This is a genomic window from Streptomyces sp. NPDC042259 (assembly GCF_055582085.1).
In genome coordinates this window covers 1-15,750 of the sequence record NZ_JBVJDW010000002.1, presented here as the reverse complement: position 1 = coordinate 15,750, position 15,750 = coordinate 1, and the positions used below count along the sequence as shown (strand labels likewise).

Sequence of the window (15,750 nt, the reverse complement as noted above, 5' to 3'; positions counted from 1 at the left end):
CTACGGGACGAGACGTGGTGACGCGTCGCCGGTGCCCTGCCCTGCCCGCGCCGTCAGCCGACCCGCTGGGCGAGCACCTGACCCGGCCAGTCCCCGGAGGCGAAACCGTCGGTGGGGACGAAACCGTTGCGCTCGTAGAAGGCGACCAGCTCGCCGCCGCCCCCTGCCCAGCAATCGACCCGCAGCAGCCCCACACCGGCCCGCCGGGTCTCCTCGACAGCGTGGGCCAGCAGGGCCGCCCCAATGCCGAGTCCGGCGGACCGTCGGTCGGAAACCAGCAGCCGGACGTACCGCTCGGGTTCCCCGGCCGGCGGGATCGGCATCTGCGGGCTGGGCCCGGAATCCAACACCATGGCCCCGACGGGCCTTCCGTCCAACTCCGCGATGTACGGGGTGCTTTCCGTGGTGTACCGCTCGACGCGCTCCACTCCGCCGGGCTTTTGCGAATACGGTGTCGTGCCCCACTGCTCGGTGTTGCCGCGAGCATTCATCCAGGCCACCGCGGAGTCGAGCATGTCCAAAATGGCCGGTGCGTCGGCCAGACCGCCCGCTCTGATCCGTATGCCATGCGTGGTGTCGTTCACGGCAGAAGCCTAAAGCTTGTCCTCTATGGTCGGCGGCTTCGCTGAGATCAGCGGCGTACGCGGGCGGTGTCGCCGTCCATACGGACGATGCACTCTTCGCGGAGAAAGCGTTGCAGTGGTGAGCGCAACGCACTCGTATGGGTGAAAAGGTGTCTGTCCCCTGTGGGTGACCGGCGGTATGCGTTCTTCTGGCCTTGACTCCCGTCTCCGGGGAGCTTCCACCCAAGGGAGGGGGCAGCCGTGTTTCGGTTGAGGACAATGGCGGGACGCAGGTCCGCTGTGGTGGTGGCCCTGGCATGTGCCGCCCGCCGGTCGGGGGCCACTGCGCGGCAGCATGTGCCCGCTCGTTGCTCAGAGCGAATGGGCCGAGGGCGACTTCGAGTGAGCGGGCCACGTGTGTCCAACTCGAACTGATCACCGCGCGTGAGCCGCACCTGTCCTCTCCGCCGGAGGACGGGTCGGGCGTCGGGGAGTGGGCCACTGGCGCGGTACGCGGCCGGGTCACCGGTCTGCGGGGCGTGTCGGGTTCGTCGGCCCCGCGCTTCGCGGTCTTCGACCTCGACGGCACGCTGCACCCGGATGCCATGGGCTTCTTCTACTTCGGGAACTGCGCGGCGCGGGGAGCTGCCACAGCACGCCGACAGAGCGGTTATTCGAGTTCCTGGGTTGTTGCGACCAGGACCGTCTGCATGAGCCGCACTCGGTCAGCACCGCCTACCAGCTCTACGCGCAAGCCTTGCGGGGCTGTGACCGGCACCGGGTCGAGGATGTCGGCCGCCGACTGTGGGAGCGGGAGGCCGGCAACGTCTTCGCCTATGTCACCCCGGTGCTTCAGGAACTGCGTGGCCGAGGCGCGAGGCTCATCCTCACCTCGGGAAGTCCACAGGAAGTGGTGGAACAGGTGGCCCTCACTTTGGGCTTCCACCAGTGGCGAGGCGCGGTCCTGGCCGCAGAGGACGGCCTCTGCACCGGGCAGTACTTTCGAACTCCGGCCGTAGCTGGGGAGAAACTGGCCCTCGCGGCCCACCTGGTCGGCGGACAGCAGCACCTGGCGCACCGCGCCGCCGTGGGCAACTCCACCTCCGACATCGAACTGCTGGCCACCGTGGGATGTCCGGTCGCCTTCGAGGCGGGGCCCCGGCTCGCCGATGCGGCCCGGCGCCACGGCTGGCCGCTCGCCGACCGCTCGTCCCTCACCACAGCCATGCTCGGCCTACCGTCCCGTTGACGCTTTCGGTCGCGAGGACCAGCACGAGAAGGGGAACCGATGACGGGACCACACAGCGGCAACGTCATTGTGGAAGCCGAAGGCGTTCTCATCCAAGGCGCCGGTCAGCTCACGGGCGCCTTGGCCGGCGTGCCTGCCCGCAGGATTTTCCTGACCGCCCCATGGCTGTGCTACGCCAGGGGAGAGCTGACCGAGCGGGAAGCATACGAGCACCTCTCCGCCACCCTCGGTGTCCGGGTCCAGCTCGTCGCCGAGGTAGGCGATGCACGGGGTGGTGCCTGGTTCTCGTTGCCGTCGTCTCGTGATCGACTGCGACGTCGTCGTTGTTCTGCAGGTCGTCCGCGAGGAAGGCAACGCCGCGCTTCGTCGCTTTCCTGGGCGGCTGGGACGCGGCCGCCTGCCGGAGAGTGATGGCCGTGGCGCCCTCGCCGACGTCGTCCTCCGCGCAGCTGACGGCCGCCTGTCCGCCCCGCTGGAAGACACCGCCAAGCTGCGTCCAGAACCGCGCCCGGCGTGTAGGGGCCCTCCACACGCGGCTGGACCGCCTCTCCGAACCCGCCCCGGCCGCCACAGCCCGGCGGGCCGCTCATGCGGTGTCGGCGGAGTAGTTGAGGAAGTTGGCAACGGCGGGGACGCCGCGGCGGCGTCCGAGTTTCTGCGTCAGGTGGTGCGGGGTGTTGCTCCCGCGTGCGGAGGTGGCACCGTCCGTGCGGGCTATGGCGGTGTGGGCGGTGTCGATGTGGTCCAGGGCGAGATGAGCCTCCGCGAGGCGCGCGAGGTGGATGGCGTGTCTGCGGGGGGAGGCGTCGTCGTTATGCGCTTCGCCCTCGCTATGGTGGGCGGTGGGGGTATCCAGGATGTGCCTGAGGGCTTGCCGGGGTTGAGGGCGGAGCTGCCCAGGAGCTGGTGGGTTTCGCCAAGGTTGAACCAGTAGACGCAGGCCGGGTCTACTTCCATCGGGCCGGCCTGCGCGTAGGTATCCATGGCCGCGTTGGCGGCCCGGTCGGTGGCGCGGGTGTCGCGCGCGTGGGCTCGGCAGGCTCGGGCGTGGAGCATGACGGTCATACGGGCGGAGCCGATCCGGGGAGCTCGGGCCAGTGCTGCGTCGATCAGGTCGATCGCCCCGCGCGGGTTGCCGGTGGGGTACTGCTGTATGGCCCGGAACGCGAGTGTGTTGGTGCCGGCGACCGGGTCGTCCGCGCTCGCCGTGCCCCGCATGTCGGTGACGTAGTGGCGTTCCGTGGCGGCGATCTGACCGCTGTCGTACGCCGTCAGCCGGCTGACCGGGGGGCTTCGGCCGCGGCCCGAACAGACGCCGTCCGACGCGTTCGCTGTAAGTGGAGTCCTCGAGAGTGCTGAGGATGAGGCGAAGTTCGGTGCGGGCGGCGTCGTTGGCCTCCCCGGGCCCCAGCTCGTTGTCCAGGTGACGCAGGTCTTCCAGACGGCGTTCGAAACGGTCGGGGATGCTGTCGTCGATGCGCCGGCCGTCGGTCGGCGCCCGTGAGGGTGGCCCTCGGGCCGCTGTTTTGTGGGGGTCCGGGATGCCGTATTATGTATGAGTTGCTGTGCCGAGTTATCGGTGGCGGCGACGGATTTCCTGTTCCTTCTGCGTCGATCTTGAGGTGACGACTTATTAACCGGGCCATGTAGTCGTCCGCGTTCCCCGCGTGCTGTTGTGTCGCACGTGTCCGGGGGGCGGACGCCGCGCTGGCCTGAGTTGCGTCACCCTTCCCTGCAGTTTTCCCGGGTGCGGCTCTGCCTGCTGCCCCGGGCTTCGTGTTTTCCGGCCCCGGTGCGGCTGTCGGCAGGGCTCCCCGATTCCCTTGGATCAGGAGTTTCCCGTCGTGTCTTCCTCCGCGCTCGAAAACGAGCCGAAGCACACCACCCAGCCCTCAACCCGCCCCGCACCCGGTCTGTCGAAGATGGGCCTGGCGGCCTGGATCGCCCTCTTGGTGCTGCTGGGCGCCGAGCTGATGGACATGATCGATCAGTCGGTCGTCCTGACCGCCCTGCCCGCGATCCAGGAGTCCACTGGCGCCGGACCGGACACGGTGCAGTGGCTGACCACCGGCTATTCACTGCCGATCGCCGTCGGGCTGATCACCGGCGGGCGCCTTGGTGATCTCTACGGCCGACGCAGGGTCCTGCTCATCGGCACCGTCGTGTTCACCACGGCCTCGCTGCTGTGCGGCCTGGCTGCCGGGCCGGGCGTGCTGATCGCCGCCCGCGCTCTCCAGGGCGTGGGTGTGGCCGTGATGATCCCGCAGATCCTGGCCACCCTCCATGTCACCTTCGAGGGGCAGAACCGCAGCAAGGTGTTCGGTCTGTACGGGGCCGTCATGTCGCTCGCCAATGTCCTGGGCCCGGTGATGGGCGGTCTGCTGACCGAGGCGGACCTGTTCGGGCTGTCCTGGCGGCCGATCTTCCTGGTCAACATGCCCGTCGGCCTCGCCGTGATCCTCCTGGGACGCAGGTTTATCCCCGAGTCGACCGTGAAGAAGGCCGACCGCCTCGACCTGACCGGCATGCTGCTGTCCGCGCTGGCCATCGTCCTGATCGTCTTCCCGCTCACCGAGGGGCACCTGCACCACTGGCCGCTGTGGTGCTTCGCCCTGCTCGCCGCGGGCCTGCTCGTCCTCGGCGTCTTCCTGCGCCACCAGCAGCGCAAGCAGGGCAACGCTCCGCTCGTGCCGCTGTCCCTCTTCCGGAGCCGGCAGTTCTCCGGAGGCATGGCCGCGCAGCTGATGCACGGCCTTCTGTGCGGGCTGTTCTTCATGACCTGGACGCTCTACCTCCAGCGCGGACTGGGCATGAGCCCCTTGCGCGCGGCCCTGGCCTTCGTGCTGCTCTCCGTCGGAGAGCTGGGCGGTGCGACGGTCGTGGCGAGGAGCGGCGGGCGTTTCGCCCGTCGGCTACCGCAGGCCGGAGCTTGCGTCACGCTCGCTTCGATGGCCGTCTACGGGCTCCAGATCGAAGCGAGCCAGGCGGACCTGACTCTCGTGGCGATGGCCGCTCCGGTGGTGCTGATCGGGTTCGGCCTCGGCATGGTCGGCGGCCCGCTCGCCGACATGTCACTGGCAAAGGTCCCGCACGAGGATGCCGGGTCCGCCTCGGGCCTGTTCAACACCGTCATGCACCTGGGCATCGCCCTGGGCACCGCACTGACCGCGCTGGTGTTCTTCGCCGCGACCGGCGGCTCAGCCGAGGCCGCGCTCAACCGCGACGCGTTCATCACCGTGCTGTGGTGGGTCGGCGGCCTCCTCGCCCTGCTGTGGGCTCTGTTGTTCTGCCTGCCCAAGCAGGCCGGTAACCAGGCCGGCTGAGCAGCCCCGGGCCCCGGGCCCCGGCCGCGACGCCGGCTGGGGCCCGGGGGCTTCAGCCTTCCCTGTCCTTGCTGTCTTCGGCATCGCCCGGGTTGCGGAAAGGATGAGGGTCAATCTCGACGGCACTTTCTGTACCGCAACTTCTCACACGCGTAGGCGCGAGGGGCGGCCTGGGCGGCCGACCGCCCGACTTTCGATCGCGCCGCCTGCCAAAACCGCACCACGGCCGGACGCCGCATCAGCAAGCTCAAGCGGTGGCGCGGCCTCGCCACTCGCTACGACAAGACCGCCGCCGTCTGCCTTGCCGGACTTCACATCACCGCCATCTGTATCTGGTCGGCGAGATGATCCAAACGAGACGGCCCGAAGCCGGTACGGCAGCGGCCGCGCATATCGTCACGCGTGGCCGCTGTCGCGTTGACGGGCCTGACCTGAGCCGGTGCCTGCCGGTGCGGGCCTCGGTGCGGGCTTCGGCATCGAGCCGGCCGATGTCCTGGCCGGCCTTGCCCGCGCCTCCCGCGCCTGTACTCAGGCCGGGCGGTGCCAGGGCGCCCGGCATCGCACTGCTGGACGCTGGGGAGGGAGCCCTCGAGAGGTCGGTTGCGGCCCGTTCGTACGCCGGTTCGTCCGGGGGCCTGCGCTTTCTCGGCGCGGGGGTTCTCCGAGGGGGCTCTTGCGGGCACTCGCAGGACGAGGTGGACTGCCCCGACGACCAACCGCACTGTGTACTTGATGGCCCGCGCTACGCTTCCCGCCTGGTCTCCCGGTCCTGATTCGTGCTGCCCGCCCGTCGTCTCCCGGCCCCCGATCCGCGCTGCCCGCCCGTCGCCGTCGTCTCCGGGTCCCGTTCCGTGCGGCCCAGGCTGGCGGCTGGGATGTCTGCCTGGTCCTTACGCCGTGCGCGTTCCGGTGGGCCAGTGTGGATGCCCCCGGCCGAGATGGCTGCCGTGGAGCGGCTGCCTGGGCACCTGGTCCGGTGGCGGTACAAGCTTTCCTGCCAGCCGGATGTGCTGCCCTCACCGGGCGCTGTCCTCGTGGCCCCTCTGACCGGACGGACACGGTCAACGAATGGGCCGCCGGTGTCAGCGACACCCTCGCCCTCGGACTCGTCACCGAGGCCACCAGGCTCAACCTGCCGATCGTCGCCCTGCCCTTCTGGAACGAGGTCCAGGGGTGACACCCGGCGGTGCCGCGCGGCGTGGAGACCTTGCGCGCGGCGGGTGCCACCCTTCTGCTGGGCGGTGACGGCTTCGTCCCTGCCAGTCCTGGCAGGGTGAATCCCGACGCGTACCCGTGGCAGGCAGCCCTCGGTGCACTGCCCGCTTGACCGGGGCCTACGGGCCAGCGGTGCCGGCGGTGCCGGCGGTGCCTACGGGGCAATACGGGGTCTGCTGGGCCCGGGCCCGTACGGCGTGTCGGCTGGGGTGGTCCCGGCAGTGGCAGCACACCGTGCCCGCCTCGTCCGTTTCGGTGGGCCGGGATCGTGAGGGCCCAGGCGCGGCCGGCGCCAACGGCAACGGCGGCAACGGAGGCGCCGGCGGCAACGTGCAGGGGTCTGCGAAGATCCCGGGTGCGGATGGCTACGCTGGTGCGCACGTTGGAGGAGGTCGCGATCGGTACGGGTGAAGGGCACGGGCCCGGACAGCCTGGGCGGGAGGATCCGCTCGGGGCCGGTTGGGAGCGGCACCGGCCTGCGGTTTTCGGTGTGGCCTACCGGCTGCTGGGGAGTGTGGCCGATGCGGAGGACGTGACCCAGGACGTGTGGTTGCGGGCGGCCCAAGCGGATCTGCACGGCGTCGGTGACCTGGGGGCGTGGCTGGTGACGGTGGCCGCGCGGCGGTCGTACGACATTCTCAAAAGTGCCCGTTTCCGCCGGGAGAGCTATGTCGGGCCGTGGTTGCCGGAGCCGCTGCTGACGGGGCCGGACGCGTCGCAGCCGGTACTGGTCGATGAGTCCGTCGGCTCGGCGATGCTGCTGATCATGGAGGAGCTGAGCCCGCCGGAGCGGGTGGCTTTCGTCCTGCACGATGTCTTCGGTTACGAGTTCGCCACCATCGCCGAAGTGCTGGACGTCTCCGTGCCGGGCGCCCGGCAGCACGCCTCGCGGGCGCGACGGCGGGTCGCCAAGGCCAAGCAGTCCGTTCCGCAGGCGTCGAAGGCGGAGCGCGAACGCGTCCTTGAGGTGTTCCGCGCCGCGTACGAGGCCGGGGACCTGGCCGGTCTGGTCAGGCTCCTGCACCCGGACGCCGTGTTCGTCACCGACGGTGGCGGCAAGGTTGCCGCGGCGCGCAAGCTCATCCACGGCGGCGAGCGCGTCGCCGAGGTCATGGTGCGTGTGGGGCGCCGGTGGCGTGCGGACCGTATCGTCTTCGCCGAGGTCGGCGGCGAGCTCGCCTTGGTGTCCTACCGCGAAGGCCGGGTCCACTGCGTGGACACGGTCCAGATCACCGGCGGTCTGATCACCGCGTACCGCAGGGTCGTCAATCCCGACAAACTCGTCCGCGTCTGAGCTGTCACACCCGCGGGGGCTGCCTCGTCTCCCTGATGAAAAGCACAAACGGGCGACGAATCGAAGGAACGATGAACGACCCCCAGCGCGTCAATATCGGCAAGCAGCACCCGGCCTCCTACCAGGCTCTCACCGCCTTGTCCCAGGAGGTGCAAGAGGCTACTGCCGCGGCGGGCCTCGACCCGCTCCTGGTCGAGCTTTTGAAGATCCGCGCCTCTCAGATCAACGGCTGCGCGTTCTGCTTGCGCATGCACACCCGTGACGCCCTCCACAAGGGCGAAAGCCCCGACCGGATCGCCGTCCTGCCCGGGTGGGAGGAGACCGGCTACTTCTCCGCGGCCGAGCGGGCCGCCCTCCGCCTGACCGAGGCGGTCACCCGTGTGCCGGACGGACACGTCAGTGACGAGGACTACAACACGGCCGCGGCCCACCTCACCGCGGAGCAGATCTCGGCCATCGCCTGGCTGGCCATCGTGATGAACGCGTTCAACCGCGTCGCGATCACCAGCCGCTACCGCGTCGACAACTGACCTCGACGCTGACACCGACGGTGACGGGCCGGCGAAGCCCCCCACCGTCATCACACCGACCGCCTCGCGCCGCGCCACGCGGCACGATCCTGCAAGGAGCCCTGCCCTCATGACCACCCCCGCCCCGGCCGCTTCTTCCGCCGCTGCCCTCCCGCCGGTCCTCGTCATCGCCTATCACTCGGGCTTCGGCCACACCTCGGTACTGGCCGAAGCGGTGCGCGAAGGCGCCGCCGGCACCGGGGCGACCGTCCACCTGGTCAAGGTCGACGAGATCACCGGCGAGCAGTGGGCGCTGCTCGACGCCGCCGACGCGATCGTCTTCGGCTCGCCGACCTACATGGGCACCGCCTCCGGCGCCTTCCACGTCTTCGCCGAGGCCACCTCGAAGCGCTGGGCGACCCGCGCCTGGCAGGACAAACTGGCGGCGGGCTTCACCAACTCCGGTGCGAAGAGCGGCGACAAGCTCAACACCCTGCAGTTCTTCTCCGTGCTGGCCGCCCAGCACGGCATGCACTGGATCAACCTCGGCCTGCCCTCCGGCTGGCACTCCACCACCTCCTCCGAGAACGACCTCAACCGCCTCGGCTTCTACCTGGGCGCCGGCGCGCAGACCGACACCGACCGGGGCCCGGACGGCGTCCACAAGGCCGACATAGCCACCGCCGAACACCTCGGCCGGCGAGTCGCCGCCCAGGCCGCGGTGTACACCGCCGGCCGCGCCGCGGTCACCGCCTGACCCGCCCCCGCAGGTGCCGGGCGCCCGTGGGAGGCGTACGCGCCCGCCCCGCCCGCCCTGTAGTTCGCCGGGGGAGTGTCCCAAGTCCCCAGGCCCTACACGCACGCCAGTGCGACGTCGCGGCTCAGAACCCCTGGGCATCGCTTCTCAGTGCGTGTAGGGCCTGGGAGCGGTGCCGCTGGCCCCGGACAGCGAAGGACCCCGGACCGCTCGTGCGCCCCGGGGTCCTGTCGTCGGTCTCACCGCCGCTCACCAGTTGTCGGGTGCGCTGCCCGCCCACGCGATCGGCCGGCCTTCGCTGTTGCGGCCCCCGTGCGGTTCCTCCATCGAGGTCTCGCGGCCGTCGTCCAGGACGCAGATCCGCCCACCCGGCTCAGGTGCCCCGCTGATGACCGATGCCGAAGCCGCCGACTGGCTCACCGCTGGCGGTCGGCGAGATCTGATCCCAAGACGCAACGGGCCCGGGGGATCTGCCATGACGTCCCGGGGCTCGGCTCGGGGGGACGCACCGTCCAACGATGTTGCGCCCCCCCCGCGCCGCCACGCGGTGGCCGGCTGCGGCTCCTCCAACACGTCGGCGACCTTCCTCGCCAGCTCCGCGACGGGCGGCGGCAGGTAGCTGCCTCCACGTCAGAGGTAAAGATCACGAACCGTCGGCGGGCAACCCGGCACCGTTGACAGACAGGCTCCTCCCAGGACTTAACCACCCCTGGTTTCGATCGATTTGAAGGAGCGTCATGACAGAGAAGCAGTTGGCGACCGGCGAGTTCGAAGTCAAGGTCCTTGCCGGAAGCACCCGGGTGCGGATCAGCGCGACGGTCAGCTCACCGCAGCAGCACCGGGTGACGCTCAAGCCGGACGGGGCCTCGACCCACACCTACATCTGGGCCGGGTCGGGGAACGGCACGACGATCGGTTCGACCGATGAGGACCGATCGACGGACAGGGTCTTCACCGGCAGGCTGGACTACAGCGTCGACGGCGGCAATAACTGGAGGCCGACGCCCGTCAAGAAGTCTGAGATCCACACAGCGAGCAAGCCGCCCATCACCATCGTGTCCCTCCGGGCCGAGAGCGACGGTGACGACGACTTCGACGACATCTGCGTCCACTTCATCTACTAGGACCTGCCCTGGCGATCTTCGGTCCGTCAGGGGTGCGAGACCGCCGTACAGGGTGGCGGCCAGCTCACGAGCCGCCGCCCGCCGGGACAGAAAGGCCCCGGGCCTCACACAGCACCCGGGGCCCGCCAGATGGCGGCCTACGCAGCCGCCCACTCCAGCCCGAGGCCGGCCAGCGCACTGAGCTTGCCGGCGGTCAGCTTGGCCCGGCGGCTCTAGCTGTTCGACAGGCCCCCCCCCGAGCTTCGCCTCGCTCCCGTCCTCCAGCCGCTCAACATGGTCCCTGTGGACCTTCACAGAGCCTTCCCTGGCCTTGTTCGCGCCAGGGCCGCCCCGGGGGGCGGCCACGCTCTTCTCGAAAACGCTCAGCAGCGTCGTGGACGGCTTCGCGAACGCTTCCAGCTCCGGGGCCGGGGGAGCGGTGTGATACCGAGCTGCTCCAGGCGCTCGCGTTGCCCCTCGTGGAGGGTCTGCCAGGCCTCGGCCTTGCGCTGCCGGGCCAGCCGCCGCCCGACGTCCATCCCGTGCACGGTCACGCCGGGCAGGGCCTCTGCCTGTTTCCCTTCCTCGGCCATCAGCTCCCGCACGGCGGCGTAGTGCCGCTGCCAGTCCGCCGGCCACGCAGGGTTCCAGTCCTCGTCCACGGCCTCCAACGCGGTCTTCCACCCGGGGTGGCCATCGAGGGCGCCGGGGCGGCGGAGGTTGGACAGCCACTGTCCTACCGGCCGATCCAGCATCGTGGCGGACCGGGGAGCGCACAGCGCCCAGTGCTGGTCGTCGTACGCCTTGGCGGCCCCCAGGTTCTCCTGGAACCGCGCATCGGCCAGCGACCAGACCATGCCGAGCTTCTCCACAGCCGCCGGGCACGCAGCCCGGTCATCTGCCCCGCCCCGTACGCCCGTCGCGGCTCCGCGACCCACTGCCCCAGCGGGTACGCGTCCTCCTTGTACCCGTACGGAACCCTCGCGTGAGGCTCGCGCTCGGTGAACTTAGGCGGGATTCCTCTGCGCCTTCCCCGGGCGCCGGTCCGACATATTCGGACGGTTGTACGACGCCTTTCTGAGGCTCCTGTGAAATCGCCAGAAATTACACGGCTTCTTCATCCGTGAGCGCGCAGATTCTCCAATACCTTCACCAAAGGCCGGTTCGATACCGAGACGAACATGTCTTCCGGCTTCTCCTCGGACTGGAGGATCGCCGTCGATGCACCCGGCTGCGACTTCATCGACGGGTCGCTGTCGGCTTTCGGCCGCGCGGCGTAGGGGCCTGGCGCTTTGGCCGGTCAGGCGGACGGCCCGTCATCTGTTCCCGGGCATTCCCTGGGCATTCCCGGGTCCGGTGTTCACTGCCGCGTTCACCGCCCCTGGAACGCAAAATCGATTTTAAAGCCAAAGTTTGATTAATTCGGCCATTTAAGGCTTTTGATCACTCTGTATGATGAATCGGCTGCTTCTTCCGCTAGGCTACGAGTTGTCAGCCGGAGAATTTCTCTGACTGGGCGAAAGGGAAGGCGTACCTCATGCGCTCCACGCGCACCACCCTCATTCCCCGTACGGTCTTGATCGCCGCGATCGCTGTGGTCGGCCTGGCCGTCACTCCCGCCCTGGCCACTGCGACGGGCCGGGCCGAGGCGGGCAACGCCCGCGCAGCCGCCGGTCTCGGCATCCTGGGACTGCCCGGAGCCAACGGAGCCAACGGCGTGGGCACCAACGGCGGTGCCGGCGGCCTGGGCGGTACCGGGGGCGCGGCCGGCGCCAACGGCAACGGCGGCAACGGAGGCGCCGGCGGCAACGGTGACGGCAGCGCGAGCACCGGAGGCGCGGGCGGTACGGGCGGCGCCGGCGGCGCCAACGGCAATGGCGGCAACGGCGGTTTCGGCGGTGCGGCCAAGCTCGGTGGTACCGGCGGCAAGGGCGGCGTAGGCGGCGTAGGCGACGCCGGCGCCGGTATCGCCGGCGGTAAGGGCGGCAACGGCGGCGCGTCCATCGTCGGTGGCGGACACACAGGCGGTAAGGGCGGCGCCGGCGGTGCCGCCAGCCCGGTGTGCCCCGGCCAGCCCGGCGGCAACGGCACCGCGGCCACCCTCACAGCCGATGGCACCACCGGTGCCACCGGTGCGGCCGGCAAGACCACTCTCCCCTGCTGAACGAATCGCCGGGCACACGACAAGCCTGCGCCCCGGCCCCTTCCGGGCCGGGCGCATGGCCCCGGCCGCACCACGGGATCCAGGACACACTCAAGTGCCGGATGCAGAACACCGGTCACTGAGATGTGGTGAACGGTTCAGGAAAGCGCCCGGCCGGGACACCCCGGCCGGGCGCTCTCATCTCCCCAGGCCGGGACGCACCTGGCCCAAGCGAGGGGGCCAGGGGAGAACTTTTCCGGATTCCCGCCCTTTCGTCAGGGGGCTTTGACGCGGACGTACCGCTGTGTGGGCGTCCTGAGGCAATGGCCTGTGCCGGCGTCTGCCCGGCCCACTCGGACAACGGGGAAGGTGCCCGCGAGTAACGTGCACCGTTGGCGGTGCGGTGCCGCCGGTGCCGCCCAGTCTCCCGCCGTCCCGCCTAGGCACGGCAATCAGCGCATGGACGTTCCTGAACTGCTGGAATCAGCCTGCCTGCTGGTTTCGCAAGGGACCGCCACCGAGAACGGCCTCACGGTGCGAGACGTCTGGGACCACCTCGCCCATGACGAGTGGGAGATCGTTCTGGGTCTGCTGGAGGAGTGCGGGGGCGCTCACCCGCTCCCCTTGCCGTTCTGGGAGAAGCTCGTCGTAGCGGCCGGGCAGCTCCGGTTCGAGCGGTGTGCGGTCTGGTGCCACTGGCGGTGTTCCGGGATCCGCAACGGCGTGGTCCGGGCCGGTCTGACGCTCCGCCCCGCCGGCGAGGCGCGGCGCACCACACCCCTCCCCGGCGCCGGTGTGCTGCGGCCCGTGTGGGACATCGGACTCCTCTCACCCACCGGTGGACGTGCGGCCGGTATCGCCTCGCTGCGGGGTGAGAACAGGCCCGTGCTGGAACCCGGCGGGCAAGCCGCGGTTCGCCTCCTGTCCCTCACCCCGGCCCGCTTCAGGCATCTCCGGCCCGGCCGGCACATCACCATGCACGAGGACCGGACCGTGGCCGGGGCCGCGGTCATCCTGGAGATCCATCCCCCTGCCGCCACGCCCGTCCGCCGCACGGTCTCCCAGGAGCCCGCCAGAGCTGCCCGACCCGCCCGAGCCCGGAGAAAACGAAACCGGAAGCCGAGCGGGCTCCGGCCGGCGCGGCCGTGCTACGCCACCTTGGGGCCGCAGCGCATCCCGATGTACACGCACCCGGTGCCGTCCGGCAGCGTGGAGAAGATCACGGGCATGTAGCCCTCGCTGAACGCCGCGCCCACCCCCGTACCCGCGAAGACCGTCTCGGTCACCGGCACCAGATCGATCTCCAGGGGTTCGGAGAAGTCCTTCATGCCGTCGACGAACTCGTACACCATGTGCCCCGCACCGTCCCGCTCGGTCACGGTGATGACCACGCCCTCGCGCCGGTACCTCCCCACGAGCGGGGTGAAGTCGACCACGGGCGGCCCGGCCGGCGGGGCGAAGGCGTCCGGCATCGTCACCCCGGCCAGTTCGGCGAGGAGTTCCCGGTAGAGCGCGGCGTACAGCTCACGCGCACCGCCGCCGTTGGTGAGCAGCGCGACCGCGACGCCCGCCGACGGGACGACGCGCAGATAGCCGTACTGCCCGACGGAGGCGCCGTCGTGGCCGTAGCCCTGGACGCCGTTCCAGTCGTAGAGCGTCCAGCCCAGACCCCAGCCGTCCGCACTGACCGACCACTTGTCGGGGGAGTCCACGACCCGGCGCTGCATCAGCGCGACGGCCTCCCTGGAGAGCACCCGGGTACCGTCCTGCGCCACTCCGCCCGCCAGGTGCATCCGCGCCAGCCGGGCGAGGTCCCCGGCCGTGGCGATGACCCGCCCGTAGGGGCCCGCCGAGCGCGGCATCAGGTCCCAGGCCGGCGCCGGGTCCGGGTCCTGGCCCGGCTCGCCCAGGTGGCTCATCGCCGCGCGGAACCGCAGCGCCTCCTCGGGCAGCGTCATCGTGTGGTCGAGGCCGAGCGGGGTGAGGAGCAGGTCCTTCAGTGCCTCGTCCCAGACCTTGCCGGTCAGCACCTCGATGATGCGGCCGAGCACGTTGTACCCGATGCTGCTGTACGAGAGCGCCTCGCCGGGCGGGCAGTCGAGTGCCACCCCCTTGGCGGCCTCGACGTATTTGGCGAGGCAGTCGTCGCCGCGCCCGTTGTCGTGGGTGAAGTCGCAGGTGAGGCCGCTGGTGTGGCTGAGCAGCCGGCGCGTGGTGATGGCCCTGGTCACCTCGGGGTCGGCGACCGAGAACTCCGGCAGTACGTCCGCGACCGGTGCGTCCAGGTCCAGTCGGCCCGAGTCGGCGAGCTGCATGATCAGGGTGGCGGTGTAGACCTTGGCGATCGAGCCCATCTGGAAGACCGAGTCGGTCGTCGCCTCCACGCCCGTTCCGCGGTGGAGCACGCCGCCGGCCAGTTCGTGGACGGTCCCGTCGACGAGGATCGCCAGCGACGCGGCCGGGACGTGGTGCTTGGCGCGCAGCTCGTCGAGCCGGGACTGCCAGTGGGCGAGGTCCAGCTTCCGGCCCGCCGAATTCCGGCTCCCCCATCCGCCCTTGGCCTCCCAGCCGCCCCGCTCGTCCCAGCTCACGTTCTTCGGCATGTCTGCTCCCATCCGATGCGTACGGTGTACTCCTAATGCGAACACTGTACGCAGAGAGAAACGATGTACGCAAGGTGCGTACGGTGTGCGCTACGGTGGTGGGGACCACGCGGGCCGAGCAGGGACGAGGGACGTATGCCAGCCGACGAGAAACCGATCACATCGGTATGGACCCGTCCGCGCCGCCCGCAACGCGAACAGCTGACCCGCGAGCAGATCGTGGCCGCGGCGATCGAACTGCTGGACATGGAGGGCACCGAGGCCCTCAGCATGCGCAAGCTCGGCACACGCCTGAACGCCGCGGCCACGTCCCTCTACCGGCACGTGGCCAACAAGGACGAGCTGATCGAGCTGGTCGTGGACGACGTCTACGGAGAGCTGGAACCACCGGCCGTCACCGACCGCACCGAGTGGCGCGCGGCCGTCACCCGCACCGCCGCCGGCCTGCGGGCGATGACCCTTCGCCACCCCTGGATCGCCCCCGAGCTGGGCCAGGTGGGCCTCGTCCACATCGGCCCCAACGCCATGCGGATGGCATCCGGGCTGCTCGCCCAGTTCGAGGTCGCGGGCTTCACCGCGGACGAGAAGAAACGGGCCGCGGGGACACTCCTGGCATACGTCATCGGGATCGCGACCTCCGAGGCCGCGTACCTCTCGCAGATCGCCCGCAGCGGCAAGACCGAGCAGGAGTGGGTGGCGGACCTGCGGCCGGCCTTCGACGAGGCCACGCGGGAGCACCCATCGCTGCGCGAGCGAACCTCCGCCCGGCAGGACGTACACCCGCAGCAGATCCGCGACGACGACTTCGCCTACGGCCTCGCCCGCGTCCTCGACGGCCTGGCCGCCCGGCTGGACACCTGAACCGGCACACCGAGACGCATGGGCGCACCACACTTATAGATCATCTCATTTGGCTGCACCGGTATTTTGTGGGTCATGGTGGGGATCGTTGAGCGGCTGGTGCCGGACGAGTTGTGGGAGTTGTTCCAGC

14 protein-coding genes and 1 pseudogene are annotated in these 15,750 nt (G+C 70.2%); 10 read left to right on the top strand and 5 right to left on the bottom strand.

The annotated features are described in order from the left end of the window. Positions 1 to 53: 53 nt before the first annotated feature. Positions 54 to 584: a GNAT family N-acetyltransferase gene (locus ACZ6MA_RS05260; RefSeq protein ID WP_469431238.1), complete on the bottom strand. Its 531-nt coding sequence runs from the start codon at positions 582 to 584 to the stop codon at positions 54 to 56. A gap of 472 nt (positions 585 to 1,056) precedes the next feature. Here ACZ6MA_RS05260 and ACZ6MA_RS05255 point away from each other — a divergent pair, with 472 nt between their 5' ends. Next, positions 1,057 to 1,812 carry an HAD family hydrolase gene (locus ACZ6MA_RS05255; protein ID WP_469431236.1) on the top strand — a complete coding sequence of 252 codons (756 nt, stop codon included), beginning with the start codon at positions 1,057 to 1,059 and terminating at the stop codon, positions 1,810 to 1,812. 714 nt (positions 1,813 to 2,526) lie between these two features. Here the strand turns inward: ACZ6MA_RS05255 and ACZ6MA_RS05250 are convergent. Next, a complete protein-coding gene (locus ACZ6MA_RS05250; protein ID WP_469431235.1) occupies positions 2,527 to 3,030 on the bottom strand; it encodes a hypothetical protein in 504 nt (167 codons plus the stop codon). Positions 3,031 to 3,656: 626 nt separating this feature from the next. On the opposite strand from ACZ6MA_RS05250, the gene ACZ6MA_RS05245 reads away from it, so the two are divergent. From ACZ6MA_RS05245 to ACZ6MA_RS05220, 6 genes are all read left to right on the top strand, one after another. Then, positions 3,657 to 5,135, top strand: coding sequence for an MFS transporter (locus tag ACZ6MA_RS05245; RefSeq protein ID WP_469431234.1), 1,479 nt, complete (start codon positions 3,657 to 3,659; stop codon positions 5,133 to 5,135). Between the two features lie 976 nt (positions 5,136 to 6,111). After that, complete coding sequence (locus ACZ6MA_RS05240) at positions 6,112 to 6,312, top strand: hypothetical protein (protein WP_469431233.1); 201 nt, start codon at positions 6,112 to 6,114, stop codon at positions 6,310 to 6,312. Positions 6,313 to 6,711: 399 nt separating this feature from the next. Next, positions 6,712 to 7,644 (top strand): RNA polymerase sigma factor SigJ, encoded by a 933-nt coding sequence (sigJ, locus tag ACZ6MA_RS05235; RefSeq protein ID WP_469431232.1) that lies wholly within the window; start codon positions 6,712 to 6,714, stop codon positions 7,642 to 7,644. Positions 7,645 to 7,715: 71 nt separating this feature from the next. Beyond that, positions 7,716 to 8,174, top strand: a complete 459-nt coding sequence (locus tag ACZ6MA_RS05230) for a carboxymuconolactone decarboxylase family protein (RefSeq protein ID WP_469431231.1) — start codon at positions 7,716 to 7,718, stop codon at positions 8,172 to 8,174. A 109-nt stretch (positions 8,175 to 8,283) separates the two neighbouring features. Further along, on the top strand, positions 8,284 to 8,910 hold the full coding sequence (locus ACZ6MA_RS05225) for a flavodoxin family protein (protein ID WP_469431230.1): 627 nt from the start codon (positions 8,284 to 8,286) through the stop codon (positions 8,908 to 8,910). A gap of 737 nt (positions 8,911 to 9,647) precedes the next feature. Continuing rightward, the gene (locus ACZ6MA_RS05220; protein ID WP_469431229.1) at positions 9,648 to 10,034 is read left to right on the top strand and encodes a hypothetical protein; all 387 of its coding nucleotides are present in this window, start codon (positions 9,648 to 9,650) and stop codon (positions 10,032 to 10,034) included. A 362-nt stretch (positions 10,035 to 10,396) separates the two neighbouring features. Here ACZ6MA_RS05220 and ACZ6MA_RS05215 read toward each other — a convergent pair whose 3' ends face one another. Continuing rightward, the gene (locus tag ACZ6MA_RS05215) at positions 10,397 to 10,870 is read right to left on the bottom strand and encodes a helicase associated domain-containing protein (protein ID WP_469431228.1); all 474 of its coding nucleotides are present in this window, start codon (positions 10,868 to 10,870) and stop codon (positions 10,397 to 10,399) included. 74 nt (positions 10,871 to 10,944) lie between these two features. Further along, a pseudogene (locus ACZ6MA_RS05210) lies at positions 10,945 to 11,031 on the bottom strand (hypothetical protein); the annotation flags it as partial. 519 nt (positions 11,032 to 11,550) lie between these two features. Between ACZ6MA_RS05210 and ACZ6MA_RS05205 the strand changes: the two are divergent. Then, on the top strand, positions 11,551 to 12,177 hold the full coding sequence (locus ACZ6MA_RS05205) for a hypothetical protein (RefSeq protein ID WP_469431227.1): 627 nt from the start codon (positions 11,551 to 11,553) through the stop codon (positions 12,175 to 12,177). Positions 12,178 to 12,615: 438 nt separating this feature from the next. Next, on the top strand, positions 12,616 to 13,389 hold the full coding sequence (locus ACZ6MA_RS05200; protein ID WP_469431226.1) for a hypothetical protein: 774 nt from the start codon (positions 12,616 to 12,618) through the stop codon (positions 13,387 to 13,389). On the opposite strand, the gene ACZ6MA_RS05195 is transcribed toward ACZ6MA_RS05200, so the two are convergent. Continuing rightward, the gene (locus ACZ6MA_RS05195) at positions 13,305 to 14,759 is read right to left on the bottom strand and encodes a serine hydrolase domain-containing protein (protein ID WP_469431224.1); all 1,455 of its coding nucleotides are present in this window, start codon (positions 14,757 to 14,759) and stop codon (positions 13,305 to 13,307) included. The genes ACZ6MA_RS05200 and ACZ6MA_RS05195 overlap by 85 nt on opposite strands. Before the next feature lie 135 nt (positions 14,760 to 14,894). On the opposite strand from ACZ6MA_RS05195, the gene ACZ6MA_RS05190 reads away from it, so the two are divergent. Continuing rightward, positions 14,895 to 15,620: a TetR/AcrR family transcriptional regulator gene (locus tag ACZ6MA_RS05190; RefSeq protein WP_469431223.1), complete on the top strand. Its 726-nt coding sequence runs from the start codon at positions 14,895 to 14,897 to the stop codon at positions 15,618 to 15,620. Positions 15,621 to 15,750: the final 130 nt, after the last annotated feature.